The sequence below is a fragment of the Klebsiella sp. CSG-1 genome, assembly GCF_056521145.1.
In genome coordinates, this window is record NZ_JBWNLD010000005.1 from 169,375 (window position 1) to 195,715 (window position 26,341).

28 protein-coding genes are annotated in these 26,341 nt (G+C 55.8%); 11 read left to right on the forward strand and 17 right to left on the reverse strand.

What is annotated here, in order from left to right:
• Positions 1 to 186 precede the first annotated feature (186 nt).
• Positions 187 to 1,050, reverse strand: coding sequence for a YicC/YloC family endoribonuclease (locus tag AC007G_RS14095; RefSeq protein ID WP_142630255.1), 864 nt, complete (start codon positions 1,048 to 1,050; stop codon positions 187 to 189).
• A 239-nt stretch (positions 1,051 to 1,289) separates the two neighbouring features.
• Between AC007G_RS14095 and rph the strand changes: the two genes are divergently transcribed.
• Positions 1,290 to 2,006: a ribonuclease PH gene (rph, locus tag AC007G_RS14100; RefSeq protein ID WP_032690259.1), complete on the forward strand. Its 717-nt coding sequence runs from the start codon at positions 1,290 to 1,292 to the stop codon at positions 2,004 to 2,006.
• A 175-nt stretch (positions 2,007 to 2,181) separates the two neighbouring features.
• On the forward strand, positions 2,182 to 2,823 hold the full coding sequence (gene pyrE / locus AC007G_RS14105) for an orotate phosphoribosyltransferase (protein WP_004868953.1): 642 nt from the start codon (positions 2,182 to 2,184) through the stop codon (positions 2,821 to 2,823).
• 39 nt (positions 2,824 to 2,862) lie between these two features.
• Here the strand turns inward: pyrE and slmA are convergent, their stop codons facing one another.
• The 3 genes from slmA to coaBC form a co-directional block, all read right to left on the reverse strand.
• Positions 2,863 to 3,459, reverse strand: a complete 597-nt coding sequence (gene slmA, locus AC007G_RS14110) for a nucleoid occlusion factor SlmA (protein ID WP_032690260.1) — start codon at positions 3,457 to 3,459, stop codon at positions 2,863 to 2,865.
• Positions 3,460 to 3,584: 125 nt separating this feature from the next.
• Entirely contained in the window at positions 3,585 to 4,043 is a 459-nt protein-coding gene (gene dut / locus AC007G_RS14115) for a dUTP diphosphatase (protein WP_004868951.1), read from the reverse strand.
• Complete coding sequence (gene coaBC / locus AC007G_RS14120; protein WP_142630319.1) at positions 4,021 to 5,232, reverse strand: bifunctional phosphopantothenoylcysteine decarboxylase/phosphopantothenate--cysteine ligase CoaBC; 1,212 nt, start codon at positions 5,230 to 5,232, stop codon at positions 4,021 to 4,023. Before coaBC ends, dut begins: the two co-directional genes overlap by 23 nt.
• A 174-nt stretch (positions 5,233 to 5,406) precedes the next feature.
• On the opposite strand from coaBC, the gene radC reads away from it, so the two are divergent.
• The 4 genes from radC (at position 5,407) to mutM (ending at position 7,669) form a co-directional block, all read left to right on the forward strand.
• Positions 5,407 to 6,072, forward strand: a complete 666-nt coding sequence (gene radC / locus AC007G_RS14125) for a RadC family protein (RefSeq protein ID WP_032690262.1) — start codon at positions 5,407 to 5,409, stop codon at positions 6,070 to 6,072.
• A 216-nt stretch (positions 6,073 to 6,288) separates the two neighbouring features.
• Positions 6,289 to 6,525 (forward strand): 50S ribosomal protein L28, encoded by a 237-nt coding sequence (gene rpmB, locus AC007G_RS14130; RefSeq protein ID WP_002436699.1) that lies wholly within the window; start codon positions 6,289 to 6,291, stop codon positions 6,523 to 6,525.
• A gap of 20 nt (positions 6,526 to 6,545) precedes the next feature.
• Complete coding sequence (rpmG, locus tag AC007G_RS14135) at positions 6,546 to 6,713, forward strand: 50S ribosomal protein L33 (protein WP_003024094.1); 168 nt, start codon at positions 6,546 to 6,548, stop codon at positions 6,711 to 6,713.
• A 146-nt stretch (positions 6,714 to 6,859) separates the two neighbouring features.
• The gene (gene mutM, locus AC007G_RS14140) at positions 6,860 to 7,669 is read left to right on the forward strand and encodes a bifunctional DNA-formamidopyrimidine glycosylase/DNA-(apurinic or apyrimidinic site) lyase (protein WP_046853331.1); all 810 of its coding nucleotides are present in this window, start codon (positions 6,860 to 6,862) and stop codon (positions 7,667 to 7,669) included.
• 93 nt (positions 7,670 to 7,762) lie between these two features.
• Here mutM and coaD read toward each other — a convergent pair whose 3' ends face one another.
• The 7 genes from coaD to rfaQ all read right to left on the reverse strand — a co-directional run bounded on the left by coaD (position 7,763) and on the right by rfaQ (position 14,713).
• Entirely contained in the window at positions 7,763 to 8,257 is a 495-nt protein-coding gene (gene coaD / locus AC007G_RS14145; RefSeq protein WP_032690264.1) for a pantetheine-phosphate adenylyltransferase, read from the reverse strand.
• Between the two features lie 2 nt (positions 8,258 to 8,259).
• Positions 8,260 to 9,030, reverse strand: coding sequence for a glycosyltransferase family 2 protein (locus tag AC007G_RS14150; protein WP_032690265.1), 771 nt, complete (start codon positions 9,028 to 9,030; stop codon positions 8,260 to 8,262).
• Entirely contained in the window at positions 9,030 to 10,304 is a 1,275-nt protein-coding gene (gene waaA / locus AC007G_RS14155) for a lipid IV(A) 3-deoxy-D-manno-octulosonic acid transferase (RefSeq protein WP_142630257.1), read from the reverse strand. Before waaA ends, AC007G_RS14150 begins: the two co-directional genes overlap by 1 nt.
• A gap of 91 nt (positions 10,305 to 10,395) precedes the next feature.
• Positions 10,396 to 11,385, reverse strand: a complete 990-nt coding sequence (locus AC007G_RS14160) for a glycosyltransferase (protein WP_032690267.1) — start codon at positions 11,383 to 11,385, stop codon at positions 10,396 to 10,398.
• Positions 11,386 to 11,415: 30 nt separating this feature from the next.
• Positions 11,416 to 12,510, reverse strand: a complete 1,095-nt coding sequence (locus tag AC007G_RS14165) for a glycosyltransferase (protein WP_032697010.1) — start codon at positions 12,508 to 12,510, stop codon at positions 11,416 to 11,418.
• A gap of 2 nt (positions 12,511 to 12,512) precedes the next feature.
• Entirely contained in the window at positions 12,513 to 13,640 is a 1,128-nt protein-coding gene (locus AC007G_RS14170) for a glycosyltransferase family 4 protein (protein ID WP_032690269.1), read from the reverse strand.
• On the reverse strand, positions 13,637 to 14,713 hold the full coding sequence (rfaQ, locus tag AC007G_RS14175; RefSeq protein WP_032698551.1) for a putative lipopolysaccharide heptosyltransferase III: 1,077 nt from the start codon (positions 14,711 to 14,713) through the stop codon (positions 13,637 to 13,639). Before rfaQ ends, AC007G_RS14170 begins: the two co-directional genes overlap by 4 nt.
• 111 nt (positions 14,714 to 14,824) lie before the next feature.
• On the opposite strand from rfaQ, the gene AC007G_RS14180 reads away from it, so the two are divergent.
• Positions 14,825 to 15,787, forward strand: a complete 963-nt coding sequence (locus AC007G_RS14180; RefSeq protein WP_032690271.1) for a polysaccharide deacetylase family protein — start codon at positions 14,825 to 14,827, stop codon at positions 15,785 to 15,787.
• Between the two features lie 20 nt (positions 15,788 to 15,807).
• Positions 15,808 to 16,890 carry a glycosyltransferase family 9 protein gene (locus AC007G_RS14185; protein WP_032690272.1) on the forward strand — a complete coding sequence of 361 codons (1,083 nt, stop codon included), beginning with the start codon at positions 15,808 to 15,810 and terminating at the stop codon, positions 16,888 to 16,890.
• Between the two features lie 46 nt (positions 16,891 to 16,936).
• Here AC007G_RS14185 and AC007G_RS14190 read toward each other — a convergent pair whose 3' ends face one another.
• From AC007G_RS14190 to rfaD, 5 genes are read right to left on the reverse strand one after another with little or no spacing between them, the layout of a single operon-like run.
• Positions 16,937 to 18,109 (reverse strand): O-antigen ligase family protein, encoded by a 1,173-nt coding sequence (locus AC007G_RS14190; protein ID WP_046853333.1) that lies wholly within the window; start codon positions 18,107 to 18,109, stop codon positions 16,937 to 16,939.
• Entirely contained in the window at positions 18,087 to 18,995 is a 909-nt protein-coding gene (locus AC007G_RS14195; protein ID WP_032690274.1) for a sugar glycosyltransferase, read from the reverse strand. Before AC007G_RS14195 ends, AC007G_RS14190 begins: the two co-directional genes overlap by 23 nt.
• Positions 18,995 to 19,966 carry a lipopolysaccharide heptosyltransferase RfaC gene (rfaC, locus tag AC007G_RS14200; RefSeq protein WP_064384825.1) on the reverse strand — a complete coding sequence of 324 codons (972 nt, stop codon included), beginning with the start codon at positions 19,964 to 19,966 and terminating at the stop codon, positions 18,995 to 18,997. Before rfaC ends, AC007G_RS14195 begins: the two co-directional genes overlap by 1 nt.
• Before the next feature lie 3 nt (positions 19,967 to 19,969).
• On the reverse strand, positions 19,970 to 21,028 hold the full coding sequence (gene rfaF / locus AC007G_RS14205) for an ADP-heptose--LPS heptosyltransferase RfaF (RefSeq protein WP_032690276.1): 1,059 nt from the start codon (positions 21,026 to 21,028) through the stop codon (positions 19,970 to 19,972).
• 8 nt (positions 21,029 to 21,036) lie between these two features.
• Complete coding sequence (rfaD, locus tag AC007G_RS14210; protein ID WP_032690277.1) at positions 21,037 to 21,969, reverse strand: ADP-glyceromanno-heptose 6-epimerase; 933 nt, start codon at positions 21,967 to 21,969, stop codon at positions 21,037 to 21,039.
• A gap of 213 nt (positions 21,970 to 22,182) precedes the next feature.
• Between rfaD and kbl the strand changes: the two genes are divergently transcribed.
• The 3 genes from kbl to AC007G_RS14225 all read left to right on the forward strand — a co-directional run bounded on the left by kbl (position 22,183) and on the right by AC007G_RS14225 (position 25,391).
• Positions 22,183 to 23,376: a glycine C-acetyltransferase gene (gene kbl, locus AC007G_RS14215; RefSeq protein WP_032690278.1), complete on the forward strand. Its 1,194-nt coding sequence runs from the start codon at positions 22,183 to 22,185 to the stop codon at positions 23,374 to 23,376.
• Positions 23,377 to 23,385: 9 nt separating this feature from the next.
• Positions 23,386 to 24,411 carry an L-threonine 3-dehydrogenase gene (tdh, locus tag AC007G_RS14220; protein ID WP_004868917.1) on the forward strand — a complete coding sequence of 342 codons (1,026 nt, stop codon included), beginning with the start codon at positions 23,386 to 23,388 and terminating at the stop codon, positions 24,409 to 24,411.
• Positions 24,412 to 24,593: 182 nt separating this feature from the next.
• The gene (locus AC007G_RS14225; protein WP_032697000.1) at positions 24,594 to 25,391 is read left to right on the forward strand and encodes a glycosyltransferase family 2 protein; all 798 of its coding nucleotides are present in this window, start codon (positions 24,594 to 24,596) and stop codon (positions 25,389 to 25,391) included.
• Here AC007G_RS14225 and AC007G_RS14230 read toward each other — a convergent pair.
• The gene (locus AC007G_RS14230) at positions 25,388 to 26,338 is read right to left on the reverse strand and encodes a divergent polysaccharide deacetylase family protein (protein WP_032698555.1); all 951 of its coding nucleotides are present in this window, start codon (positions 26,336 to 26,338) and stop codon (positions 25,388 to 25,390) included. The genes AC007G_RS14225 and AC007G_RS14230 overlap by 4 nt on opposite strands.
• Between the last annotated feature and the right edge of the window lie 3 nt (positions 26,339 to 26,341).

Below are 26,341 nucleotides of genomic sequence, written 5' to 3' on the forward strand. Positions count from 1 at the left end.
GGCAGATTAGCGATTTGTGCGTAAGATCACGATTGAGATTTTCTAAGGTGAAGCATTTACACCAGGAAAAACTAATGTGAGAGATATTTCATGAGCAGTATTGCAGGGGGATGTTGATCGAAGGATGAGAAAAAAAGATAAGTAAAAGTAATGCTGGCTCGCAACAAGACGAGCCAGCAAAAGAGATTACTCGATGTTCTGGATCTGCTCGCGCATTTGCTCGATCAGGACTTTCAGTTCGATGGCGGAATTGGTCACTTCGGCATTAATGGATTTTGATGCCAGCGTGTTCGACTCGCGGTTAAATTCCTGCATCATAAAGTCAAGACGGCGGCCAACGGCTTCTTTCTTCTTCAGGATGTTCCAGGTCTCTTTTACGTGCGCTTCCAGACGGTCCAGCTCTTCGGCGACGTCGATACGCTGTGCCATTAGCACCAGCTCTTGTTCGAGACGGTTGTTTTCCAGCTGCACTTCCGCATCTTCCAGTTTGGCCACCAGGCGTTCGCGCTGCCACTGTAAGATTTCCGGCATATGAGCGCGCACTTTGGCGACCTCAGCGGTGACGCCTTCCAGACGTTGCTCAATAAGCGCTTTCAGCGCCTTACCTTCGGTCTCGCGGGCAACGATAAAATCATCCAGCGCGCCGTTCAGGGCCGACAGAATATCAGCGGCAATCGCATCGAGATCTTGTTCCTGAGCGGCCATGACTCCAGGCCAGCGCAGAATATCAACCGGGTTGATTTCGCCTTCGTCGCTCTGCATCTTGACCCAGTTGGCGGCATTGACCAGCTGTTTTGCCAGGTTTTCGTTGAGAATCAGCTCGCCCTGGGCGCTGGGATCCTGCTCAAAACGCAAGGTACATTCAACTTTGCCACGGGTCAGGCGAGAACGAATACGCTCGCGCACGACAGGCTCCAGGCTACGGAACTGCTCCGGCAGACGGAAATAAGTTTCCAGATATCGTTGGTTTACCGAGCGCAGTTCCCATGCGGCGCTGCCCCATTCACCCTTGATTTCACGCCGGGCATAGGCGGTCATACTGCGGATCATAGACGTTCCTGTTTTTAAAGGAGAGTGAGGTGGATTATAGCTTTCAGGGCCTTATCAGGATAGGAATAAGCGAGCATTATCCGTATATACACGTTATCCTTCTGACAGCCCCTCTGTTGGCGGCATCGCTCCGCCCTGAGCGCCAGTTATCTATGCTGTCAGGGGCGCGTCACCTCATGCATCCCGCATGATTTTGTGTATAATGCGCGCCACATTCGTTTCAAGCCGGAGAGATCATTATGCGTCCAGCAGGTCGTAGCGCTAATCAGGTGCGTCCCGTCACCCTGACCCGTAACTATACAATACACGCAGAAGGCTCCGTGCTGGTCGAATTTGGTGACACTAAAGTGTTGTGCACCGCATCGATCGATGAAGGCGTGCCGCGCTTCCTGAAAGGTCAGGGCCAGGGTTGGATCACGGCGGAATATGGCATGCTGCCGCGTGCAACGCATACCCGTAACGCGCGTGAAGCCGCGAAAGGGAAACAGGGCGGCCGTACCATGGAAATCCAGCGTCTGATTGCCCGTGCCCTGCGCGCGGCGGTAGACCTGAAAGCGCTTGGCGAATTCACCATTACCCTTGATTGCGACGTTCTGCAGGCAGACGGCGGCACTCGTACCGCATCGATTACCGGCGCCTGTGTGGCACTGGCCGATGCGCTGAATAAGCTGGTCGCGGCGGGTAAACTGAAAACCAACCCGATGAAAGGGATGGTGGCGGCGGTTTCTGTCGGTATCGTCAATGGCGAAGCGCTTTGCGATCTGGAATATGTCGAGGATTCAGCGGCGGAAACCGATATGAACGTGGTGATGACCGAAGATGGTCGCATCATTGAGGTACAGGGCACCGCGGAAGGCGAGCCGTTTACCCACGAAGAGCTACTCACCTTGCTGGCGCTGGCCCGCGGGGGTATCGAATCCATTGTCGCGACGCAGAAAGCGGCGTTAGAAAATTAATTTTAAGGGCGGCTGATGAGCCGCCCTTTTTTTTACGTTTTATCCTTCATGCGGTCTTTCTCGGCTGCCACACGCGACCAGCTCACAGCGTTATCGACGTATCTGTGCCGCCTGATGACGCGTGAAGTATTTGGCGTAAACCTAAATGATGAAAAGTAAGATGAGGAGCGAATCCATGAAACCGTATCAGCGCCAGTTTATTGAGTTTGCGCTTAACAAGCAGGTACTTAAGTTTGGCGAATTTACGCTGAAATCCGGGCGTAAGAGCCCCTATTTCTTCAACGCCGGCCTGTTTAATACCGGGCGCGATCTGGCACTGTTAGGCCGTTTCTACGCCGAAGCGCTGGTCGATTCCGGAATTGATTTCGATCTGCTGTTTGGGCCGGCTTATAAAGGGATTCCTATCGCGACGACTACCGCGGTTGCGCTGGCGGAGCACCATGACCTGGATTTGCCTTACTGCTTTAACCGCAAAGAAGCAAAAACCCACGGTGAAGGGGGCAACCTGGTCGGCAGTCCCCTGCAGGGACGCGTCATGCTGGTTGACGATGTGATTACCGCAGGCACCGCGATTCGCGAGTCGATGGAAATTATCCAGGCGCACGGCGCGGAACTGGCCGGCGTGCTGATCTCTCTGGACCGTCAGGAACGCGGTCGCGGCGAAATCTCGGCGATTCAGGAGGTCGAGCGTGACTACGGCTGCAAAGTGATTTCTATCGTTACTCTGAAAGACCTGATTGCCTATCTGGAAGAGAAGCCGGAGATGGCTGAGCATCTGGCGACGGTACGTGCTTACCGCGAAGAGTTTGGCGTATAAGTCAAAAGCCCCGGAGGCGATATGCCTCCGGGATTTCCGCTACCGCAGCTGTGCGGCGACCAGCGGCCAGCGGGCGTCAAAATCATCCGTCGGACGATATTTAAACTCGCTGCGCACAAAACGCGACAGCATGCCTTCGCAAAATGCCAGTAGCTGGCTGGCCAGTAGCGCCTCATCGATGGTGTAGCCTTCACCTTCACGCATTTTCTTCTCACGCATGACCTGGCGTAGCTGAACCTCGATACGCTCAAACAGCTGGTTAATCCGCCCCTGGAGACGATCCTGTTCGAACATCAGCGCATGGCCGGTCAGAATGCGCGTCAGCCCAGGATTACGCTCACCAAACCCAAGAATCAGCAGTACAATCAGACGCAGGCGCGCTGATGTATCTTTTTCATCTTTTAAAATCAAATTGATGCGCGTAATCAGACTGTCTTCGATAAACTCGATCAGGCTATCGAACATGCGGGTTTTACTGGGGAAATGGCGGTACAACGCCGCTTCGGACACGCCGACAGACGCCGCCAGTTTCGCTGTGGTAATGCGTTGGCTACCATCGCTGGATTCAAGCATCAGGGCCAGAGACTGAAGTATTTCTTCGCGACGATTCCTTTTCGCAGTTTGTTTTTCTGCCATGTTTTAAAATACCCCTGAAAATAAGCACTTGTCAGGCAGGCATCCACAAAGTGACCGCAAACGGTCGTTTGCGGTGATGTTATTGCATTAGTGCACTTTGGGATGCGGATTCGATGTGGTCGGGCTTATGCGCGCCCTGAGTGACCAAAGCCACCTTCGCCACGTTCGGTGGCGTCAAAATCTTCCACCAGGTTAAATTCCGCCTGTACGACGGGTACAAAGACCATTTGAGCGATGCGCTCGCCAGGTTCAATCGTAAAGCTCTGCTGGCCGCGGTTCCAGACGGAAACCATCAGCTGCCCCTGGTAGTCGGAGTCGATAAGACCAACCAGGTTGCCCAGAACCACGCCGTGCTTATGACCCAGCCCGGAGCGCGGTAGAATCACCGCCGCCAGAGACGGATCGGCGATATGAATAGCCAGACCGGTCGGCAACAGCGTGGTTGCACCCGGCGCCAGCTCTACGGCGTCGTCGAGACAGGCTCGCAGGTCAAGTCCGGCGGAGCCGGAGGTGGCATAGGTCGGCAGCGGAAATTGCTGGCCAACGCGCGGGTCCAGAATCTTAACGTCGATTTTTTTCATCATAACGGGTCACGATCTCGTCGAGTAATAATTGGCCAAGGAGTTCTTTACGCTCAAGTGGTAAGCGCTTATCTCCATCCTGCCAGAAAAGGTGTAATGCGTTGCTGTCGCTGTTAAATCCTTGATCAGGCTGCGAAACATCGTTAGCGCAAATCAGGTCGAGATTTTTGCGCGCGCGTTTTTGCCTCGCGTATTCTTCCACATTATTCGTTTCGGCGGCAAACCCTACGACAAAAGGCCGATTAGCCGTGAGTGCTGCCACCCCGGCAACAATATCCGGATTTTTGACCATTTTGAGGGTGAGTTCATCACCTTGCTTTTTAATTTTTTCTTCAGCGATGGCGACGGCACGATAGTCGGCTACGGCGGCACAACCAATAAAAATCTGCTGCTGCTGAGCGCTTTGCTGGACCGCTGCTTCCATTTCCAGCGCGGTCGTTACATCGATTCGCTGGACAAACGGCGGCGTCGGTAATGCAACCGGCCCGCTCACCAGCGTGACGTTCGCCCCGCGGCTTGCGGCAGCGGCGGCAATGGCAAACCCCATCTTGCCGGAGCTGTGGTTAGTAATATAACGCACCGGATCCAGCGGTTCACGCGTGGGGCCCGCGGTAATCATGATGTTGAGATGTTGCAAATCTTTGACAGGCGAAAAATGCGCGGCGGCTAAATCAACAATCATCATCGGATCCAGCATGCGGCCAGGGCCAATGTCGCCACAGGCCTGGCTACCGCTGTCTGGGCCCCAGAGCAGTATGCCGCGTGAGGCAAGCACCTCAAGGTTATGCTGCGTAGCCGCTGCGCGGTACATTTGCTGATTCATTGCCGGGACAACGGCAACCGGAGAGGGGGTCGCGAGGCAGATAGTGGAAACCAGATCGTTGGCCATACCGGCCGCGACGCGGGCAATCAGATCGGCGGTTGCCGGGGCGAGGATAACCAGGTCCGCCCACTTGCCCAGCTCTATGTGACCCATCGCAGCTTCCGCGGCCGGATCGAGCAGACTATCGGAGACCGGATAGCCAGACACTGCCTGCAGGCTCAGTGGCGTAATGAAGGCTTTGGCGGCTTCCGTCATGGCAACACGCACATCCGCGCCACGGTCACGCAGGCGGCGCACCAGTTCCGGCGTTTTATAGGCAGCAATGCCGCCGCTCACGCCAAGAACGATCTTTTTACCAGCCAGACTCATCATGATTCTTTCCTGTTGCAGTACACCAGAATCCGCGCATATTACCACAATCCGGTCGCCGTCGCGTGACTGCCAGGAATTCACTTTGCGAGGCGCTGCGCAAGAGGTACATGCGGTAGTCGGCAGCACCGTCGGGCTGTGCCAGGATGGGGGGCACGAGAAAGGAGAGGCCCTATGGATACACCGGAACCCCTGATGCCACGGGAAAAAATGTGGCTTTACGGCATTGAAACGTTGTCGGACGTTGAGCTGCTGGCGCTGTTTTTGCGCACCGGAACGCGGGATAAAGATGTCATGACGTACTCGCATGACCTGCTACAGCGTTTTGGCTCGCTGTATGGCCTGCTGTCAGCGAATAAAGCACAGTTTGAGACGGTAGACGGGATTGGCCTGGCGAAATATGCCCAGCTAAAAGGGGTGGCTGAGCTGGCGCGGCGTTATTTTAGCCTGCGGCTGGTTGAAGAGCCTTCTCTGGTCACGCCGATGATGACGCTGGAGTTTTTGCAAAGCCATCTCTCTGATGAAGAGCGGGAGATCTTCATCGTGATCTTTTTAGATAATCAGAACCGGGTATTGAAACATAGCCGGCTTTTTTCTGGTACTCTTAGCCACGTAGAGGTGCATCCGCGAGAAATTGTACGCGAAGCCATCAAAGTGAACGCCGCTGCGGTGATCCTTGCACATAATCATCCGTCCGGTAGTCCCGAGCCGAGTAAGGCCGACAGACTGATGACCGAACGTGTGGTAAAGTGTTGTGGTTTCATGGATATACGAGTACTCGATCATCTCGTAATCGGCCGCGGTGCGTACGTATCTTTTGCCGAACGCGGCTGGATTTAGCCCCGATCACGCGATCCAGCGGGATCTTTGTCTGTTCGGGACTTGAGCACATCGCCGAGTCAGCGTATACTACGCCACCTTTGAGAATCTCGGGTTTGGCATTTGGGCCTGGCAATCGATGGTTCACTTAGAACTGCGATGACCGGGCTGTAAAGCCTGACGAGGCGCCGATACCCCATACGAAGCTCGAGCTAATTTGATTTTTGGAGAATAGACATGTCCCGAGTCTGCCAAGTTACTGGCAAGCGTCCGGTGACCGGTAACAACCGTTCCCACGCACTGAACGCGACCAAACGCCGTTTCCTGCCGAACCTGCACTCTCACCGTTTCTGGGTTGAGAGCGAAAAGCGTTTTGTCACCCTGCGTGTATCTGCTAAAGGTATGCGTGTTATTGATAAGAAAGGCATCGATACAGTTCTGTCTGAACTGCGTGCCCGTGGCGAAAAGTACTAAGTACTAAGAGGAAATAAATCATGGCTAAAGGTATTCGTGAGAAAATCAAGCTGGTTTCTTCTGCTGGTACTGGTCACTTCTATACCACCACGAAGAACAAACGTACTAAGCCGGAAAAACTGGAACTGAAAAAATTCGATCCAGTTGTCCGTCAGCACGTTTTATACAAAGAAGCTAAAATCAAATAATTTTAGTTTCCTTGTAAAGAAAACCCCGCCCCGGCGGGGTTTTTTGTTTTTGTCCGGCAGACACCGTCGGATAAACCCTCCCGGGAATTTACTTCCCTACCGTCTGTTGCTGCATCACAATACTCTGGGTTAACGGAGGAAAACGAATGCCTGAATTACCTGAGGTAGAAACCAGCCGGCGTGGCATCGAACCATTCCTGGTGGGCGCGACCATTCTGCATGCTGTTATTCGCAACGGACGTCTGCGCTGGCCGGTCAGTGAAGAAATCTATCGTTTGAGCGACATACCGGTGCTGAGCGTGCAGCGGCGTGCCAAATATCTGCTGCTCGAGCTTCCCGGCGGCTGGATTATTATCCACCTTGGGATGTCGGGAAGTCTGCGGATTCTGAGTGAAGAGCTGCCCGCAGAAAAGCACGATCACGTTGACCTGGTGATGAGTAATGGCAAGGTCCTGCGCTACACCGACCCGCGCCGCTTTGGCGCCTGGCTGTGGACCCGCACGCTGGAAGGGCATCCTGCGTTGGCGCATCTTGGTCCAGAGCCCTTAAGCGATGATTTTAATGCCGACTATTTGCAGCACAAGTGCGCGAAAAAGAAAACCGCCATTAAGCCCTGGCTGATGGATAACAAGCTGGTGGTCGGGGTAGGCAATATCTACGCCAGCGAATCGCTGTTTTCGGCCGGGATCCATCCCGATCGGCTGGCGTCTTCGCTGTCGCGCGAAGAGTGCGAACGGCTGGTAAAAGTGATTAAAGCGGTGCTGCTACGCTCGATTGAGCAGGGGGGCACGACGCTGAAGGATTTCCTGCAAAGTGATGGCAAGCCGGGCTACTTCGCTCAGGAGCTGCAGGTTTATGGCCGCAAGGGCGAACTTTGTCGCGTTTGTGGTACGCCGATTACGGCCAGCAAACATGCTCAGCGGGCAACATTTTATTGCCGCCAGTGCCAGAAGTAAGGTGCTGATGTTGCCACCATCCCGGTGACGCTTCGTTGAGCGGGCTACGAGTCTACGCGATTGCTGACGAGTAGCCCGGACGGGTGCCGGGCATCATTCTGCGGCGCAAGATGACAGCTTTTTCAGCAGCGCCTGGTGTACGTTGGCCGGCAGGAAGTGGGAAACATCGCCCTGGTGGCGGGCCACTTCCTTCACCAGCGATGAAGAGATAAACGACCACTCTTTGCAGGGCATCAGGAAGACGCTTTCCAGGGTCGGCATCAGGTGGCGGTTCATATGTGCCAGCTGCATCTCATATTCGAAATCCGCTACCGCGCGTAAACCGCGAATGAGGATATTCGCCTGCTGCGCGCGGGCAAAATTCGCCATCAGATCGCTGAAACCAACCACCTCGACGTTGACCAGATGCGCCGTTGCCTGCTCCGCCAGCGCAATACGCTCGTCGAGCGTGAACATCGGTTTTTTGCTCGGGCTGGCGGCAATGGCCAGCAGCACCTTGTCAAACATGCTGGCGGCACGCGTGACGATATCGATATGCCCGTTAGTAATGGGGTCGAAGGTGCCCGGATAGATCGCTTTTGTGCTCATAATTACACTTTCTCTGAATAGCCGCGGCTCAGCGCCCACAGCTCGGTGTATTTATTAAACGTATACTGCGCATTGACCACGGCGAGTAGCCAGCCCTGTTTACCATCCAGCACGCCGCCACGCAGCAGCAGCGTTTTCACAAAAGCTCCCAGCGTATGGCCGAAGATGCTCGCCAGAGAGGTTTTCTTCCCCTTCTGGTGACGCTCCCGTGCCCAGGCTGAGGCATAGGCCAGCTGCTTTTGCTGGAAGCCGGAGAAGTCGCGGCAGGTCAGATGCAGTAAATCGCCCGGCAGCTCGATAACCTGCGCGCCTTTGGCATCGAGCGATTCGTGCACCAGATTATTGTTATAGCGGAAACGGCTGCGTTCGTACAAACGCATGACGCGGTCGGGATACCAGCCGCTATGGCGCATAAAGCGGCCAAGGAAATAGTTACGCCGGGCGATGCTGTAGACGGCGCCGCTTTGGGGCGCCTCCAGTACGCGGCGAAGCGAGCTGGCCAGCTCCGGCGTCACGCGCTCATCGGTATCAATCATCAGCACATAGTCGCCGGTCGCGTAGTCCTGGGCGCGCTGACGCTGAATACCGTAGCCTTGCCAGTCGCTGTTGATGTAGACCGTTGCGCCGAGGCTGCGGGCCAGTTCGACGGTGTTATCGCTACTGCCAGAGTCCAGCAGCACGATTTCATCGGCCCAGTCTACCGAGGCCAGACAATCAGCCAGCAGATCCGCCGCATTTTTGGCGATCATCACGACGGACAGTCGGGTCGACATTAGTGGCTCCGCTGCGGCAGATAGGGTTGCAGTAAATGTAGCAGACGCGAGAGCGCACCCTGGTTTTGATGCAACACTTCCACCGCGTGACGGCCGTACCACAGTCGATAGTCTTCATCGGTGAGCAGATTGGCGATCTGGGTGACCAGCGAACTGACGTCGGTGACCGTAATCAGGCCATCGTCCTGCTGCAACTTGGCGCAAATATCTTTGAAGTTGAAGGTGTGCGGGCCCATCAGTACCGGGATAGCGTGTGCCGCCGGCTCCAGCGGGTTGTGACCGCCGCGCTCGACCAGACTGCCGCCAACGAAGGCGAGGTCGGCAATGCCGTACAGCAGCATCAGCTCGCCCATGGTATCGCCGATCACCACCTGGGTGCTGTTCGACGGGATTTCGCCGGTACTGCGCAGCGTGAAACTCATCCCCGCTTTCTGCACCATTTCTCGTGCATCGGCGAAGCGCTCCGGGTGACGAGGGACGAGAATCAACAGCAGGTCCGGGAAGGTATCGAGCAGCTTCCTGTGCGCCTGCAGGATAATTTGTTCTTCACCGTCATGGGTGCTGGTGGCGATCCAGACTTTGCGGTGCGGCGCCCACTGGCGGCGGAGGGTAATCGCGCGTGCCGCCAGCTCTGGCGTCACGGAAATATCAAATTTGAGGCTGCCGGTGACCGCCAGCTGGTTGCGCTTCAGACCCAGCGCCAGAAAGCGATTGCCGTCTTCTTCATTCTGCGCCGCAATCAGCGTGATGCGACTGAGCAGCCGACGCATAAATTTCCCAAGTTTCGCGTAGCCTTTGGCGGAACGCTCCGACAAACGGGCGTTAGCGATGACCAGCGGGATTTTACGTTTGTGCAGCGCGGCGACCATATTCGGCCACAGCTCGGTTTCCATCACAATAACCAGCTTCGGTTGCACCGTGTTGAGAAAGCGGTTCATGGCGCAGGGCAAATCGTAAGGCAGATAGACATGGTGAACATCTTTGCCGAAGGCGGACATGGCGCGTTCTGAGCCGGTCGGCGTCATGGTGGTGACGGTGATAGGCAGCGAGGGGTAGCGGTGGCGCAGCGCGCGCACGAGCGGGATAGCAGCAAGCGTCTCACCCACGGAAACGGAATGCAGCAGAATCCCATCCGGCGCTACCTTGTTCTGACAGAAGCCATAACGTTCAGCCCAGCGCTTTCGGTAGGCAGGGGCCTTACGGCTGCGCAGCAGCAGTCGCAGCCATACCAGCGGCTGAATAAGATAGAGTAGGGTGGTATAAAGCAATTCCAAGCGATTTATCCGATTTATGTTTTAGCGGGCAAATTCTAAGCATTTAGCCCGCGTAAAGCTATCTCTTTGGCGGAAACAACGGGATTCAGAGTCAGGCCGCGTCGCGATAGCGTTTAATGCGCAGGTAGCGTCGGCCAAGGCGCCAGCGTAAACGGAAGGTACGCGCATTTTTCCAGATCAGACGCCAGATGCCGCGGTCAAAGAATTCTTTAATGATAATATGCTTTTTTGACTCATCTTTCATGCTATCAAAGGTATGAATAATTCCCAGCCCCTCTTTGGCGATTTGCCAGCGGCAGGCGGCAATATGACGCACCTTATCGGGATAGCGTTGGTTGATGGCTTCCAGCATCTCCAGAATTTTCATGTAGTGGCGCGCCGAGCGCATCAGCGTGTCGTCGTTGTCCGGCTTGTGCGATACCGATTCCGAGTGAATATAGTAATCGTAGAACTGTTCGCTGGTGTACTGCACGCGTTCAGCCGCCAGCAGCGCTTCGGTGGTCCATGGAATGTCCTGATGACGTAATCCGGGCTCGAAGTGGAACTTGTGCTGCATGATAAATTCGCGGCGATAGATGTTCAGCCAGGTCACGTGCAGGAATTTGCGCGAATCCAACGCCTGTTTAAGCCAGACGTGGCCTGGCAGGATACCGGTCGACGGCAGACGGTCCGGTGGAAGAATCGGGTGGATATCTTTTCGGGTTTCGTAAACGTAGCGGCCGTTACAGGTGGCGACATCAAGGCGGCCCTTTTCGGCCATCTCCAGCAGCGTGCGGTACATTCCAGGATAAAGCTTATCGTCAATATCCGGGAAGGCCAGGTACTTGCCGCTTGCCACAGCCAGGCCGGTATTACGCGCAACCGAGACGCCCTGGTTTTCCTGTTCCAGCACGATAATATGCGGTAAGCGTGCTTTCCATTCGTCGATAACCGCCAGGCTACCGTCCGTCGAACCGTCGTTGACCAGGATCAGCTCATAGCTTTCCAGCTGCTGTTGTTCAATGCACTCAAAGAATTGCGCAAGGAATTTTTCGCCGTTATAAACGGCAGCCACAATGCTCAGTAAAGGCGTTTGACTCATAAATCATTCGATCCTGGTTAAATAGCGGCGTCAGCCGCGACGCAGCTGACGGTACTGCTGACAAATCGTATCCACACTGAATTTTTCCAGTGCAGAAGGTTCGATAGCGGGTGGGTTATGGTAAATGCTTTGCATCGTCCGGGCCAGCGCCGGGCTGTTCAGATCGGCCAGACCGCGGGCTAATTCGCCGGTGAGAATTTCCGTCACCCCGCCAGGACAGCGGGTGCTGGCGACCGGGGTATTGAGCAGAAGAGCCTCAACCACCACGTTACCAAAGCCTTCGCTGTCGGAGCTGAGCACCAGCATCCGCGCATGCTTAATCCACGGCAGCGGGTTTTTCTGGAAGCCTTTAAACAGGACACGATCGGCAACCTGTAGCTGCTGTGCCAACTGGCGCAGGCGCTGTTCCTGCTCCGGTTTACCCTGACCCAGCAGCACCAGCGGCGCGGTGATTCCGCTTTGCGCATAGGCTTCGATCAGGCGATCGTGACGTTTCCCCGGGTGGAACCGACCGACGTGAATAATATAATCACCCGCGGGCTGCTCGCCAGGGGCATCGGCGGCGGCGCGCAGAGCGGGAATATCGAACGGGTTATAAATAGTTTTTAACTGTGCCGGGCGAATAGCGAACTGTTCGACCAGATCCTGGCCTACCGCATCGGAGACGGTAATGACGTTGCGCCCCTGATAGACACGCTTAATCTTCTGCTGCTTCATCCAGCGATCAAATCCGCTGCGATGGCCCAGATAGGATGTGGAAAAGACGCCATGCAGGCAGAACCAGACGTTCCGGTTTTTCAGCGACCGGCTGCGGGCGACAATGCGATCGGTTTTATGCAGGTTGGAGAGCACCAGATCGAATTCGCCCTGCTGCTCGGCGTTGACTATGGCTGCATCCAGCTGGCGGGCACGGCGCGAAAGTTCGGTGATTTTGCGCCAGGGTGTCCGGCTGCGATCGCTCACAACCTGATAATCCAGCCCTTCCGGCAGCGCATAATCACAGACGTCGCGCAGGGAAAACAGCGAGACCCGTTCGCCCTGGCGCAGAAAACGCTCTGCCAGGGTCAGCACGACCTTTTCCGCTCCGCCGCCGGGCAGGCCGTCGATCACAAACAGTATACGCATCGTTATTTCACCAGATCCTGATAGAGGGAGAGCAGCTGCGTCGAGAGTCGTTCGCTGGTGCAGGTCATGATGCGTTCGCGGGCGCGTTGGCCTTCCGCAGAACCTGACGCGCGGGCAGGAAGCGCCATCACCGCCTGCTGAAGCGCCGGGATATCCAGCGCATCGCAAACATAGCCATTGCTGCCCTGAATGATAAACTCCGCGCCGCCGCAGCCGGTGGTGGTAATGACCGGCAGGCCGCAGGCCATCGCTTCGAGAATAACGTTAGGGAACGGATCGTACAGCGTCGGCAGCAGCAGGCCGTCGGCCATCTGATAGAACGGCAGGGTTTCCGACTGCATGCCGAAAAAGCGGACCCGTTCCTCGCAGTTGAGGGTTTTCGCCAGCGCCTGATAGCGATGCTGATCTTTGTCTTTACCGACGACCAGCAGATAGCGATCGGTGGGGGCGATGGCGCGGATCGCCGCATCCAGCCCCTTGCGCTCAAAGCCGGAGCCGACGTAGATCAGGCAGGTTGCCTGGAGCGGCAGATTCCATTGGTTACGTAGCGCAACAAAGGCCGCTTCCGTAGGCGGCAGAAAACGCTGGCTATCGATGGCGTTATAGATAACGTGGATTTTCTCCGCCGGCAGGCCGAAGTCTTCAATAATCTCGCGTTTTATCATTTCCGCGTTGCAGATGACGCCGCGCAGGTGCGAGTCCTGGTACATTTCGCGCTCAGCCTGCATCACATAGCGATGGTAGCGGTCGGCAAACAGCAGGCGGCTTTTCCAGCCGGGCAAAATGCGCGAGCGCTGCTGTAGCCAGCGGCGGTGCACGCCGTCTCCGGCGCGGTACAGGTCGCAGCCGGGAATGCGTTCATGACTCTGCACCAGATCGAAATGTTCGCTCTGCCACAGCTGGCGGGCGGCGTCGGCAAAACCGCGTTCGCGGCTGATCCGCCCCCACTTACGCGGGTTGCAGATATGAATATTCCAGTCGGGTTTCACCGGTCCTTGCCATTCGCGAGTAATGACGTTCAGTTCAAGATTGCTGCTATCAAGGGCTTCCAGCGCGCGGGAGACAAAGCGCTCCGCGCCGCCGTCCGGGCGATATTTCTGTCGCACCAGGGCCAGCCTGAATTTGCTCATGCCAGTACCTTTTTCGCCGCCGCGATAACCGCGTCGGTGGGAATTAAATCGAGATAACGTTCGTCTGTGCCGGTATCGATATCATCCGGGTCGGGAATAGAGCCGAAATCCCCCGCCCAGATCACCTCGCCTTTGGCCTGCCATGGACGCCAGAAGGTGAGCTTGGAGGGGCCGAACAGCGCCACCAGCGGCGTACCCAGCGCGGCGGCCATATGCATCGGTACGGAGTCGACGCCGATGAACAGGCGGCCATGGTCGATGACGGATGCCAGCTGGCGTAGCGTCAGCTGACCGGCGAGGGAGTGCAAACGCGCATTGGGGCAGCCCGCCATAATGGTTTCGATCATCTGCTTCTCTTTGATATCAGGACCGGAGGTCAGCACGACCGGATAGCCCGCGTCAGAGAGAGCGTTAATCAGGGCGCTCATCCGCTCTTCGCGCCAGCACTTAAAGAACCAGCGGGAGGTCGGCTGAATGACGATATAGTTGTCCTGAAATCCTTCCGGCAGCCGCGCACGGCTGGCGTCCCAGTCCTGCTCGCTGTAGCCCATTTTCGCCGGCGCGTCATTAATATCCAGCCCAAGCGGCGCCAGAATCGACAGATTCTGCTGCACGGTGTGCAGCTGGTTATGCTGCTGCGTTGCGGCGAGAGCGGTATGACAAAAACGCCATGCCGGGTGACGACGCTTCGGGAAGTCAAAGCCGATACGGGTTGGCGCGCCGGTCAGTTTGGTGATAATTGCGCTTGGCCACTGATCGGCAAGATTGAGCACCATATCGTAGCGCTGCTGGCGCAGCGCGCGAATCAACTGCCACTCCATCTTGAGCTGGTGGCCGGTACCCTGTTTTTTCCAGCGCCGGTCAATGGCGAAAATCTGGTTGATATCAGGATTGGCGGCGAGCATATCCCGGGTTTCTTCATAAAGCAGAACATCAACGCTGGCCGCGGGATATTGCTGTTTGAGGGCGTGAATGAGCGGCGTGATCAGCAGCATATCGCCATGATGGCGCAGCTTAATAACCAGGATTCGCGTCGGGGTCACAGGGCCGGAAGTGCGGGTTTCAGGCGTCATTCTCTGTTCTTCATTCAATATCAGGTTTCCGATTCTAGGGGATCAGACTGATTGAGAGAAGCGTTGTATTGCTCTACCATGACCCGATACGTATGCTCTGAGGACGTTTTCGTGCACAATCCCGCATTTCTCATCACGATTGATACAGAGGGCGATAACCTCTGGCAAAAACATGACAGCATTACCACCGAGAATGCGCGCTATTTACCGCGTTTTCAGCAGCTTTGCGAAAAGTATGGTTTTAAACCCGTCTATTTGACCAACTATGAAATGGCGATTGATCCCTTTTATATCGAATTCGCCAAAGATGTGATTGCCCGCGGGACGGCGGAAATCGGCATGCACCTCCACGCCTGGAACAGCCCGCCGACGGACCCGTTGACCGATGACGACTGGCGTCATAAGCCCTACCTGATTGAATATTCCGATGCGGCGATGCGCGAAAAAGTCGCTTACATGACCCATCTGCTGGAAGACACTTTCCAGACGAAAATGGTCAGCCATCGCGCCGGACGCTGGGCGTTTGATGAGCGCTACGCCCGTCTGCTGGTGGAGCATGGCTATCTGGTTGACTGCTCGGTCACGCCGCGGGTCAACTGGAAGACGGCGAAAGGCGCCCCGCAGGGGGACGGTGGGACCGATTACCGTCGTTTCCCGCAGCATGCCTATTTCCTTGATGAGAATGATATCAGTCGCGAAGGCCGCTCTTCGCTGCTGGAAGTGCCGATGAGCATTCAGTATAAGCACTCCGGCTGGATGAACAGCGTGAAGCAGGGCTACGATCGCTTGCGCGGCAAAGTGCGCTCGCCTTCCGTTCACTGGCTGCGCCCGATGGGGGGAAATGTCGACACCATGAAGAAAGTGGTGCAGCAGACATTGACTCAGGGTAATGATTACGTCGAATATATGCTGCACTCTTCTGAGTATATGCCTGGCGGCAGCCCAACATTTAAAAATAAACAGGATATCGAGCAGTTATATGTCGACCTGGAAGCATTTTTTAACTGGCTGGCGCCGCAGGTGAAGGGAATGACGTTGGCAGAATATTACCAGCGGAAACACACACAGCGATAAAAGGCACCCTAAGGTACCGTATGCGTATCCTTAAACAACTGACGCGGAAGAAGAATGCTTTCTTCCGCGACATTAAATTTAATTTAATTAATTTTCGTTATAGAAATAAAGCTGAGCGCCAGCCGTTTAATCCGGCTCAGGTGAAACGCATTTTATTACTGCGTCTGGATGACAAAGTCGGTGACATGGTGGTGACCACAGGCTGTGCCAGACTTCTTGCCGAGCGCGGCTATAAAGTCTCTGTTCTCACCGGTCCTGTCTGTATGCAAATATTAGCAGGCTCAATATTTCTTGAGAATATATATTTGTATAAACCGCGGATGTCTCTCGCTGCATTACGGGCACTTAATTTTGATGTGGTCATCGATTTTGATGATGTGAAAACCTATGAACGGTTTAAGTTTCTCTCTGATTTACGCGCGCCCTGCGTGATTGGTTTTAATAAAGAGAAATATAAGCTGTATGACCAGTCAATCGCCTTTTATGATAGCAAAAGCCATATTTCCGCCCGTTATAAACAGGTGGTTAAGCTTTTTGGCGTGAGAGATGAGCACTATCATTATCACGTTCCCGGCGATATACGCGAGCGTGAGCGAGTGGAAAAGTTACTGGCGACAGAAAGTGACAGACAGCTATGCGTCGCCATCAACCCCTTTACCGCATCAACCGATAAGGACTTCTGCCGTCATCAGGTCGCCACGCTCATTGAGCGACTCCGTCAGCTACCCTATAAAGTGAGCGTGGTGATGGTTGGCCGCAGTGAGAAAATCCGTCAGCTTGGGCTGGATATGGCGCTGTATCTGGCCGACAGCAATATCAACTCGGCAGTAGAAGTTATCCGCTGCTGCGATCTGGTGATTACCGCTGACACTTCCATTGTGCACATTGCCAGAGTGTTTGATAAGCCAATGGTGGCGGTCTATAACAAGCGCAAGCTCAAGGATACTGGCCTGCCGGGTTATACCATCTGGGCCCCGGGTTATGCTAAGGCCAGACAGATTGTCTGCGAGGAAGAGAACGTGGCGGATGTCTCGATTGACGCCATATGGCCGATGATCAAAGAACAGGCTGATAGTCTGGTGGCCACGCGCTTGCGGCAATAAAAAAGGGCCCGGACGGGCCCTTCTCTGTTACGGTTTCACGACGGCCTTACGGCCGTTTTGCCGTCAGGTTATTGCTTAACGCAATCCCGAGCGGTAGCCAGAACAGCACCCAGGTTTCTCGTGGGTTGCTGACGATAAACATCCCCTGCGACGCCATAAAAATCAATGCGTACATGAAGATCGCCAGGCCGTACCGGCTGTCGCCGCGGCGTTTGCACCATGCCCGCCATAATCCGCTGGCGATGACCGCCAGCAGCAGCAGCAGGCCAATGATGCCGCCTTTCAACAGCGAGCCGAGATAGACGCTGTGGGTGGTGGTGATGTGTTCACCGCTGTAGTTAATGAATTCGAGTCCATAATCGAACCCCCGGCCCAGCCAGGGATGGTCCGCGATTTCCGCAAGCGTATGGCGCCAGATGCTGAAACGTAGACCACTCTGCGTCCCCATCTCCTCAAAGCGGGCTAGCAGCAGGTCCCCAACCGGCGTCAGGAAGAAGACCAGCCCGAGCACCACCGCCAGCGTGGCGACGATCGCTAAATTACGGCGCGTAAATACCTGGAGATGCAGCGTGCAGCAGAAGGCCAGCGCCAGGGCGATAATCGGCCCGCGGCTCTGGGTAAAGACCATCATCACCAGCAGGATAGCGATCGGCAGATAGAGATAATGGCCGGCTTTCTCTTTCAACAGCAGGCAGCAAATTAAGATGGCGATGCCGCAGTATCCTGCCAGGTCGATAACGTTGGTCGGGCCTGGGTTTTCCGGTGAGACTTCGCGCAGGGTCAGTACCAGCGTATGGTCTATCGCCAGCGTCCAGACAGACAGCACGGTGACTCCGGCAACCACGCTGAGCAGCGCCAGATGCCGGGTGCGGGGATGGCCCAGCAGGGTGGCGAGCAGCAACAGGTAGAAGATGAGATAGGTCCCGTGAGTCAGCGGCGAGTCAATATGTTGCGGCGTATGCCCCCAGAGATTGCTGAGCGCATAGTAGACAAAGAAGAGCACCAGCAGCGCATAGGTCGGCCATTGCTGGCGGGTACTCTCCGCCAGCGCCTGGCGATGGTCTTTGTTCAGTAAAGACAGCAGGAACAGCAGAATTGACAGGTGGAGCAGGTTATTCGTCCGGGTGGAGATGCAAAAAATAGCGCTGAAAAATAAAAATAAGGGAAAGAAAAGGGAGTAACCCTGAATGGCATAGTTACTTATTTTTAAAGTACGCATCAAAAGAAACCTTTGCAAAAATCGTTTCCGGCACCGCACTCTCCTGAGAGAAATTGATGACCCGAATATGGTTTTGTTGTAGCACACAAGCGGCGTGCGAAAAGGACGGGATGACCAGGTCATCCACTTTGTTTGCCAGGTAGGAAGGCAGTTTATTCTGTTGTGTTTCGTAGAACCGCGGTTGGTGGAAATTATTCATGTCCAGCCCGCTGATAAGAATGGTGTCGAATCCCAGCCAGGCGAGGATCTGTAAGGACCAGTAGACCACGGTTCCGGCATCAAAGACCCCGTGGCGGATATCGGTGCTAAAGCAGATATCCTGACGCTCAGGGTGGAAACGCAGCGCTTCGATATGCTGATAGGTTTTCCGCATCACGCTGCTGGCGACCTTAGGCTGGTAAATTTTATAGCAGCCGTCTTCAATCAGCGCCAGGCGGCAGCGCAGATCGGCCGGATAGCGATCGTAGATTTTGGCGATCCCGTGCATGGTGGTAAACAGCACAAGATCGGGCTGGCCGATCACCGAGCGAATAATGTCGGGCTGCTTGTCGTAAAACTCCATATCGACAATGGTGTAGAACGAAAACCGCAGCGTATCAGAGAGAAACCAGGCGCCGTTGACGCCCATCACCGGCACGCTCTCCGGCAGTCGTGAAAAATCAATACCGCGGGTAGAGGGGCCGGTCGCCGTCAACAAAACCTCGCCATGCGCGCTGTTTTTTAACGCGCTCAGGCTGACCAGCGGAATGTTTTGACCTTTGTACTGCAGCGTGCGGATTTCACCGCTTTCGCCCCGGGTGATTTTGGTATACGGCCAGAGATTTTCGTTATGGCGAAAAGCACGCGGGTGCGTGTAGCGGTAAATTTGCTTGTACAGTGAACCCATTAAATCAGCCCCTGAGATTGCAGCAGCTGCGCGATGCGGGCGGCGGAAATATCCCCGGTGCTGTTGCCGCTTTCCGGACGTACGACATACTGATTTTTACCGTAACCGCCAATCAACCCCGGGTCGGTGGGGCCATATAACGTAAAATTGGGTTTATCGAGCGCGGCGGTCAGATGGCTCAGGCCGGTATCAACGGAAACCACGCCTCTGGCGCCCGCCAGAACCTGAGCGACCTGTTCCAGGCTCATGCGCGGCAGAACGTCGACAAAGTCGTGACCCTCCGCCAGCCGTTTGGCCCGCGCTTCTTCATGCGGGGCGCCCCACGGCAGCTTAATCTGCAGGCCGCTGTCGGCCAGCAGGGCGATAAGCGCCTGCCAGTGGCTTTCTGGCCAGTGTTTGTCATCGCGGGTCGTGGCATGCAGGAAGACGAGGTACGGCACAGCAGTGGCGGTTTCCGGGCGGGTAAAGTGGCGGGCGATGGCATAATCCCCCTGGCTTTCCGGTCGGGCGTAGCCCAGGCTTTTAGCGAACAGTTCGCGGGTGCGCTCAACGGCATGCTGCTGCTTCGCGATATGGTGGCGGCGATTGTAGAACAGGCTGGCCAGCGGCTCGCGAGCGGTTTGCCAGTCCATACCGTGCTTCACGCCGCGCGCCAGCCGGGTGACCAGCGCGGCGCTTTTGACCAGACCCTGGGCGTCGATAATCGCGTCATATTTCTGTGCCCGTACGGCATCGTGAAAGGCCTGGCGTTCGGCCTTCACCGGCGCGGAAAACCAGGCTTTACGCCAGCGGCGAATGGCGACGGGAATCACCCGATCCACCGCTTCATGCCAGGACGGAATCTGGGCGAACCCTTCCTCGACGACCCAGTCAAAGCGAATGCCGGGAAAAGCTTGCGCGGCATCGGTCAGCGCGGGCAGCGTATGCAGGACGTCGCCCATGGACGAGGTTTTTACGATCAATACCCGCATCCGTTACGCTTCCTCTTTATCGGTTTTTTCCTGCAGGAGCGCGTTTAGCTCTTCCTGTACGCGCTGCGGCGTAATATCGATCAGGCTCTGATGATAACCTTCCGCGGCATCGCCCTTACGGACTTTGTGGTAGCCGCTAATCAGGCGAATCACCCGTGCTTTGTGTGACAGCGGGGGAGTGAAGTCCGGGCTGCTTGGGCCATACAGCGCCACCAGCGGGCGGTCCAGCGCAGCGGCGACGTGCATCAGGCCGGAATCGTTGCTGACCACCGCTTTACAGGCGGCAAGCAGAATGACGGCCTGCTCAAGCTGGGTCTCCCCGGCCAGATTGCGACACCAGGCCTGCTGTTCGCTGCTCAGCGCGGCGATGATCTCTTTGCCCGCTTCGTTATCTTTGGCCGAACCGAACAGGACTATCTGGTAACCGTCGTCGATAAGCTGTTTCGCCAGCTCGGCGTAGTGATAGTGCGGCCAGCGTTTTGCCGGGCCAAACTCTGCGCCGGGGCAGAAGCCGATCATCGGGCGATCGGCTGAGAGATTAAACGCGCTACAGGCCTGCGATTTTTCACCTTCATGAACCTGCAGCTGCGGCCACAGCAGCGGCTGCGGCAGATCTTTGGCGCTGCGCATGACGCCCTTGTCATAGGCCAGCGCGACATAGCGTTCAACCATCAGCGGCCAGGCGTCTTTATCCAGCACTCGCGCGTCGTTCAGCAGACCGTAGCGCATCTCGCCGCGCCAGCCGGTGCGGTGCGGGATGTTGGCGAAGAAGGGGACCAGCGCCGATTTAAACGAGTTCGGTAGCACATAAGCACGATCGTAGCGACGTTCGCGCAGGCTGTGTCCGAGCTTACGGCGCTCGCCGATTGCCAGCGCGCCGTGGCCGAGCGGCATCGGGATGGCTTCGTTAACTTCCGGCATGCGCGACAGCAGCGGACGGCACCACGCAGGTGCCATCACGTCGATTATCGCCTGGGGATAGCGCGCCCTGAGCGTGCGATAGAGACTTTGCGACATCATCATGTCGCCCACCCAAGACGGGCCAACCACCAATATTTTCATGTTATGTCTTACGCGTCGCGGTTGAGCCAGGCCATATATTCCGTTACGCCTTCGGCAACGGTCTTGAACGGCTTATCGTAGCCCGCAGCGCGCAGGTTGGTCAGATCCGCCTGGGTAAATGCCTGGTAGCGGCCTTTCAGCTTCTCGGGGAACGGGATATATTCGATGCTGCCTTTCTTATGGTATGCCAGCGTGGCATCGGCTACCGCCTGGAAAGATTCCGCACGGCCGGTGCCGAGGTTGAAAATACCGGATACGCCGTTTTCCCAGAACCACAGGTTTACCGCCGCCACGTCGCCTACGTAGACGAAATCGCGTTTGAAGCCATCGCTGCCTTCGAACAGTTTTGGGCTTTCGCCGTTATTCAACTGGGTGTTGAGGTGGAAAGCCACGCTCGCCATGCTGCCTTTGTGCCCTTCGCGCGGCCCGTAGACGTTGAAATAGCGGAAGCCAACGATCTGCGAGTCGGCTTCCGGCAGGATCTGACGGACGTATTCGTCAAACAGGAATTTGGAGTAGCCGTAAACGTTCAGCGGCTGCTCATATTCACGGGATTCGATAAAGTCGCTGGTGCGGCCGCCGTAGGTTGCCGCCGACGAGGCGTACAGGAACGGAATCTGACGCTCCAGGCAGTAGTGCAGCACCTCTTTAGAGTACTGATAGTTGTTATCCATCATGTACTTGCCGTCCCACTCTGTGGTGGAAGAGCAGGCGCCTTCGTGGAATATGGCTTCAATTTCACCGAACTCTTCCCCGGCCATCACCTGAATCAGGAAGTCTTCTTTATCCATGTAATCAGCGATATCCAGGTCTACCAGGTTAGCAAACTTGGTGCCGTCTTTCAGATTATCTACGACCAAAATGTCGGTAATGCCTTTGTCATTCAGGGCCTTAACGATGTTGCTGCCGATAAACCCTGCGCCGCCGGTAACGATGATCATAACTGTAACCTTTGAAGTATGGAGTCCAGAGACAATCCGGACATGAATACTCATATCATATCACCACATGGGGCAGGCTTCAGCCATTCGCCGAAAAGCGGGGTGGTGAGCGTGATTTATGCTGCAAATAATTCATCCAGGCATGCATCATCTCGTATCAGCGTATAGCTTTGGGTAATATGTGCCAAATTTTGCCAAATCTGGAGAGTTGCAATGCGTGGTGATTTTTACGAACAGTTGACCAATAGCCTTGAGACCGCTCGTGCGGAAGGGTTATTTAAAGAAGAACGCATTATTACGTCGGCGCAGCAGGCGGATATTACCGTCGGCGGCAGCAATGTGATTAACTTCTGCGCCAATAACTATCTGGGTCTGGCTAACCATCCGCAGCTGATTGCTGCCGCGAAAGCCGGGATGGACAGCCACGGTTTTGGTATGGCTTCCGTGCGCTTTATTTGCGGGACGCAGGACAGCCACAAAGCGCTTGAGAAGAAGCTGGCTGAGTTCCTCGGCATGGAAGATGCGATTCTCTACTCCTCCTGCTTCGATGCCAACGGCGGTCTGTTTGAAACCCTGTTAGGCCCGGAAGATGCCATTATTTCCGATGCCCTGAACCACGCCTCGATCATTGACGGCGTTCGCCTGTGCAAAGCAAAACGCTACCGTTATGCCAATAACGATATGCAGGAGCTGGAAGCACGTCTGAAAGAGGCCCGTGAAGCCGGCGCACGCCACGTGCTGATCGCCACCGACGGCGTATTCTCCATGGACGGCGTGATCGCCAACCTGAAAGGCGTCTGCGACCTGGCGGATCAGTTCGATGCGCTGGTGATGGTCGACGATTCCCACGCCGTCGGCTTTGTGGGTGAAAACGGTCGCGGCTCGCATGAATACTGCGATGTGATGGGCCGTGTCGATATCATCACCGGGACATTAGGTAAAGCGCTGGGCGGCGCATCCGGCGGCTATACCGCCGCGCGTAAAGAGGTCGTTGAATGGCTGCGCCAGCGTTCGCGTCCGTATCTGTTCTCCAACTCGCTGGCCCCGGCGATTGTTGCGGCCTCTATCAAAGTGCTGGAGATGGTGGAGTCCGGTGCTGAACTGCGCGATCGCCTGTGGTCCAACGCGCGCCTGTTCCGCGAAAAAATGACCGCCGCGGGCTTTACGCTGGCCGGCGCCGACCACGCGATTATCCCGGTTATGCTGGGCGAAGCCGTGATTGCGCAAAACTTTGCGCGCGAGCTGCAAAAAGAAGGGATTTACGTCACCGGGTTCTTCTATCCGGTGGTACCAAAAGGCCAGGCGCGTATTCGCACCCAGATGTCGGCGGCGCATACCCCTGAACAAATTGAACGTGCGGTAGAAGCCTTTACCCGCATCGGTAAACAACTGGGCGTGATTGCCTGAGGGCGTGAGATGAAAGCGTTATCCAAACTGAAAGCGGAAGAAGGCATCTGGATGACCGACGTACCGGAACCGGAAGTCGGCCATAACGATCTGCTGATCAAAATCCGCAAGACCGCCATTTGCGGTACCGACGTACACATTTATAACTGGGATGAATGGTCGCAAAAAACTATCCCGGTGCCGATGGTAGTAGGGCATGAGTACGTGGGGGAAGTCGTGGGTATCGGCCAGGAAGTACGCGGCTTTAAGATTGGCGATCGCGTTTCCGGCGAAGGGCATATTACCTGCGGCCACTGCCGTAACTGCCGTGCTGGCCGTACACATCTGTGCCGTAACACGATCGGCGTAGGCGTGAACCGTCCGGGCTGTTTCGCGGAATATCTGGTCATTCCGGCTTTCAACGCCTTCAAAATCCCGGACAACATTTCTGACGATCTGGCGTCGATTTTTGACCCGTTTGGTAACGCGGTCCACACGGCGCTCTCGTTCGATCTGGTTGGTGAAGATGTGCTGGTATCCGGCGCAGGTCCGATTGGGATCATGGCGGCTGCGGTCGCGAAACACGTCGGCGCACGTAATGTGGTTATTACTGACGTGAACGAATATCGACTGGGTCTGGCGCGTAAAATGGGCGTGACGCGTGCCGTGAATGTCGCGCAAGAGAGCCTGACCGATGTGATGGCCGAACTGGGGATGACCGAAGGGTTCGACGTGGGGCTGGAAATGTCCGGTGCGCCGCCGGCATTCCGTACCATGCTGGATACCATGAACCACGGCGGCCGTATTGCGATGCTCGGTATTCCGCCGTCGGATATGTCCATCGACTGGACAAAAGTTATCTTCAAGGGGCTGTTTATCAAAGGGATTTATGGCCGGGAAATGTTCGAGACCTGGTACAAGATGGCCGCATTGATCCAGTCTGGGCTGGATTTGTCGCCGATCATTACCCACCGTTTTGGCATCGATGAGTTCCAGCAGGGCTTTGATGCGATGCGCTCCGGCCAGTCCGGAAAAGTGGTGCTGAGCTGGGATTAAATCTGATAAAACGGCAGCCCGGCTGCGGTCGGGTTTTACGCTGAGCGCCTGCGGGCGCTTTTTTTATTTAGATTTGGATAACATTTCACAGATCCTTCATCGGGAACGCACTTTTTCTAAATCGATTTTTGGCCTATTCGTTTATACAGTTCGTTTAACTACCGTTTAATTTTATAAACACCATGCTTAAACTCTCTGTATGCTTGCTGACCTGTAATTCTGCCCGTCTGCTGAGCCAGGTTTTACCTCCGCTCCTGAAGGTGGCGGATGAGTGCATTGTCGTGGATTCAGGCAGTACCGATACGACGCTGGATATCTGTCGCCAGTTTGGGCTGACGGTACATCATCACCCCTATACCGCTCACGGGGCGCAGATGAACTACGCGACGACGCTGGCCAGCTATGACTGGGTGCTGTGCATGGATAGCGATGAAATTCTCGATAATGAGGTTGTCGCTGAGATTCTGAGGCTGAAAGCCGGCGAGGATCTCGACCCTGTCTGTGCCTGGCGCCTGCCGCGTTACTGGTATGTGCTTGGCGAAGCCGTCAGGACAATTTATCCCGTCTCATCGCCGGATTATCCGGTTCGCTTATTCAATCGTACCACGGCGGCCTTTAATAACCGCCCGGTTGACGATCAGGTGGTCGGCCACGTCAGGTCCGTCAAACTCCCGGGCCGGGTGCGTCACGATACCTTTTATTCGCTGCACGAAGTCTTTAGTAAGCTCAATAGTTATACCACCCGGCTGGTGAAACATCAGAAGATCAAACCCTCGCTGGGCCGCGGGATCATCAGCGCGACTGGCGCTTTTTTTAAGTGGTATCTGTTTAGCGGGGCATGGCGGAAAGGGAAGGTGGGTGCCGTGACCGGGCTGTATGCAACCCTGTACAGTTTTATGAAGTATTTTAAAGCCTGGTATGCCTTTGAAGATAAACGGGAATCTGCCGCTGAAAAACGAACAGATTCCCGATCCGTTTAGTTCGTTGGGTTGTCCCAGCCCTGCCATTTCAGCTGGTAGTACTGCACCAGAGGGCTCTGGCTGATGCTTTCGCTCAGGATGCTGAAGAAGCGGCTGGCGTACACCGGCTCCGGCGGATGCTTCGGCTTACAGAACTTCACGCCGCGGAACGGATTACGCGGCGACGTTGGCGGCGTCGTTTTCGACGGCGGTAGCCCGCTGTCCGGCCTTGAGGTATCGACCTGCGGCTCGTTCAGCAGGTTGCTCGGACGCACCAGGGTGATATCCGGCGGCAGGTTATAGACCATTTGCTGCAGGACGCGCACCGTGGTGGGGTGCGGATGACCGATAGCAATGGCGGAACCGTTGCGGCGCGCCAGCGCGATGGCGCGGTTGAACTGCACGCGAATATCGGCTTCATTCTGCGTGTCATCGAGGAACACCTTCCGCTTGATCACCTTCACTCCGGTACCCTGCGCCGCGCGCATGGCCTGAGTATTACCGATGGTGACGCTGTCGAGGAAGTAGAGATTGTAGCGCTCCAGGGCCTGCATCACCTTTTGCATTCCGAACAGGCTGGAGGTCATCGCACTGCCCATATGGTTGTTCAGGCCCACGGCGTACGGCACTTTGCCATAGGCGTCGCGGATGATGCGCTCGATCTCGTTACTGCTCATATCCGGGCGCAGCGTATCTTTTTCCAGCGGTTGCTTGCTGAGCGGCGCCATCGGCAGGTGGATAAGCACCTCGTGACCGAGATTGTGCGCTTTGGTCGCCATTTCACGGGCGTGCGGCGCGTTGGGTAATACGGCGACGGAGATGGTCGCTGGCAGCGCCAGTACCTGATTTTCAGTCTGTGGACGATAGCCAAAGTCGTCAATAACAATGGAGAGTTTACCGGCAAATGCCGGTGATGCCATAGCCAGCGTACCGGCTACCGCGAATGCAATTCTGCGAAATTGAAGCAAAAC

Bases quoted from the DNA above. Each gene is read 5' to 3' on its own strand.
- AC007G_RS14095 (WP_142630255.1), bottom strand. From the start codon at position 1,050: ATGATCCGCAGTATGACCGCCTATGCCCGGCGTGAAATCAAGGGTGAA.
- rph (WP_032690259.1), top strand. From the start codon at position 1,290: ATGCGTCCAGCAGGTCGTAGCGCTAATCAGGTGCGTCCCGTCACCCTG.
- pyrE (WP_004868953.1), top strand. From the start codon at position 2,182: ATGAAACCGTATCAGCGCCAGTTTATTGAGTTTGCGCTTAACAAGCAG.
- slmA (WP_032690260.1), bottom strand. From the start codon at position 3,459: ATGGCAGAAAAACAAACTGCGAAAAGGAATCGTCGCGAAGAAATACTT.
- dut (WP_004868951.1), bottom strand. From the start codon at position 4,043: ATGATGAAAAAAATCGACGTTAAGATTCTGGACCCGCGCGTTGGCCAG.
- coaBC (WP_142630319.1), bottom strand. From the start codon at position 5,232: ATGAGTCTGGCTGGTAAAAAGATCGTTCTTGGCGTGAGCGGCGGCATT.
- radC (WP_032690262.1), top strand. From the start codon at position 5,407: ATGGATACACCGGAACCCCTGATGCCACGGGAAAAAATGTGGCTTTAC.
- rpmB (WP_002436699.1), top strand. From the start codon at position 6,289: ATGTCCCGAGTCTGCCAAGTTACTGGCAAGCGTCCGGTGACCGGTAAC.
- rpmG (WP_003024094.1), top strand. From the start codon at position 6,546: ATGGCTAAAGGTATTCGTGAGAAAATCAAGCTGGTTTCTTCTGCTGGT.
- mutM (WP_046853331.1), top strand. From the start codon at position 6,860: ATGCCTGAATTACCTGAGGTAGAAACCAGCCGGCGTGGCATCGAACCA.
- coaD (WP_032690264.1), bottom strand. From the start codon at position 8,257: ATGAGCACAAAAGCGATCTATCCGGGCACCTTCGACCCCATTACTAAC.
- AC007G_RS14150 (WP_032690265.1), bottom strand. From the start codon at position 9,030: ATGTCGACCCGACTGTCCGTCGTGATGATCGCCAAAAATGCGGCGGAT.
- AC007G_RS14160 (WP_032690267.1), bottom strand. From the start codon at position 11,385: ATGAGTCAAACGCCTTTACTGAGCATTGTGGCTGCCGTTTATAACGGC.
- AC007G_RS14165 (WP_032697010.1), bottom strand. From the start codon at position 12,510: ATGCGTATACTGTTTGTGATCGACGGCCTGCCCGGCGGCGGAGCGGAA.
- AC007G_RS14170 (WP_032690269.1), bottom strand. From the start codon at position 13,640: ATGAGCAAATTCAGGCTGGCCCTGGTGCGACAGAAATATCGCCCGGAC.
- rfaQ (WP_032698551.1), bottom strand. From the start codon at position 14,713: ATGACGCCTGAAACCCGCACTTCCGGCCCTGTGACCCCGACGCGAATC.
- AC007G_RS14185 (WP_032690272.1), top strand. From the start codon at position 15,808: ATGCGTATCCTTAAACAACTGACGCGGAAGAAGAATGCTTTCTTCCGC.
- AC007G_RS14190 (WP_046853333.1), bottom strand. From the start codon at position 18,109: ATGCGTACTTTAAAAATAAGTAACTATGCCATTCAGGGTTACTCCCTT.
- AC007G_RS14195 (WP_032690274.1), bottom strand. From the start codon at position 18,995: ATGGGTTCACTGTACAAGCAAATTTACCGCTACACGCACCCGCGTGCT.
- rfaC (WP_064384825.1), bottom strand. From the start codon at position 19,966: ATGCGGGTATTGATCGTAAAAACCTCGTCCATGGGCGACGTCCTGCAT.
- rfaF (WP_032690276.1), bottom strand. From the start codon at position 21,028: ATGAAAATATTGGTGGTTGGCCCGTCTTGGGTGGGCGACATGATGATG.
- rfaD (WP_032690277.1), bottom strand. From the start codon at position 21,969: ATGATCATCGTTACCGGCGGCGCAGGGTTTATCGGCAGCAACATCGTT.
- kbl (WP_032690278.1), top strand. From the start codon at position 22,183: ATGCGTGGTGATTTTTACGAACAGTTGACCAATAGCCTTGAGACCGCT.
- tdh (WP_004868917.1), top strand. From the start codon at position 23,386: ATGAAAGCGTTATCCAAACTGAAAGCGGAAGAAGGCATCTGGATGACC.
- AC007G_RS14225 (WP_032697000.1), top strand. From the start codon at position 24,594: ATGCTTAAACTCTCTGTATGCTTGCTGACCTGTAATTCTGCCCGTCTG.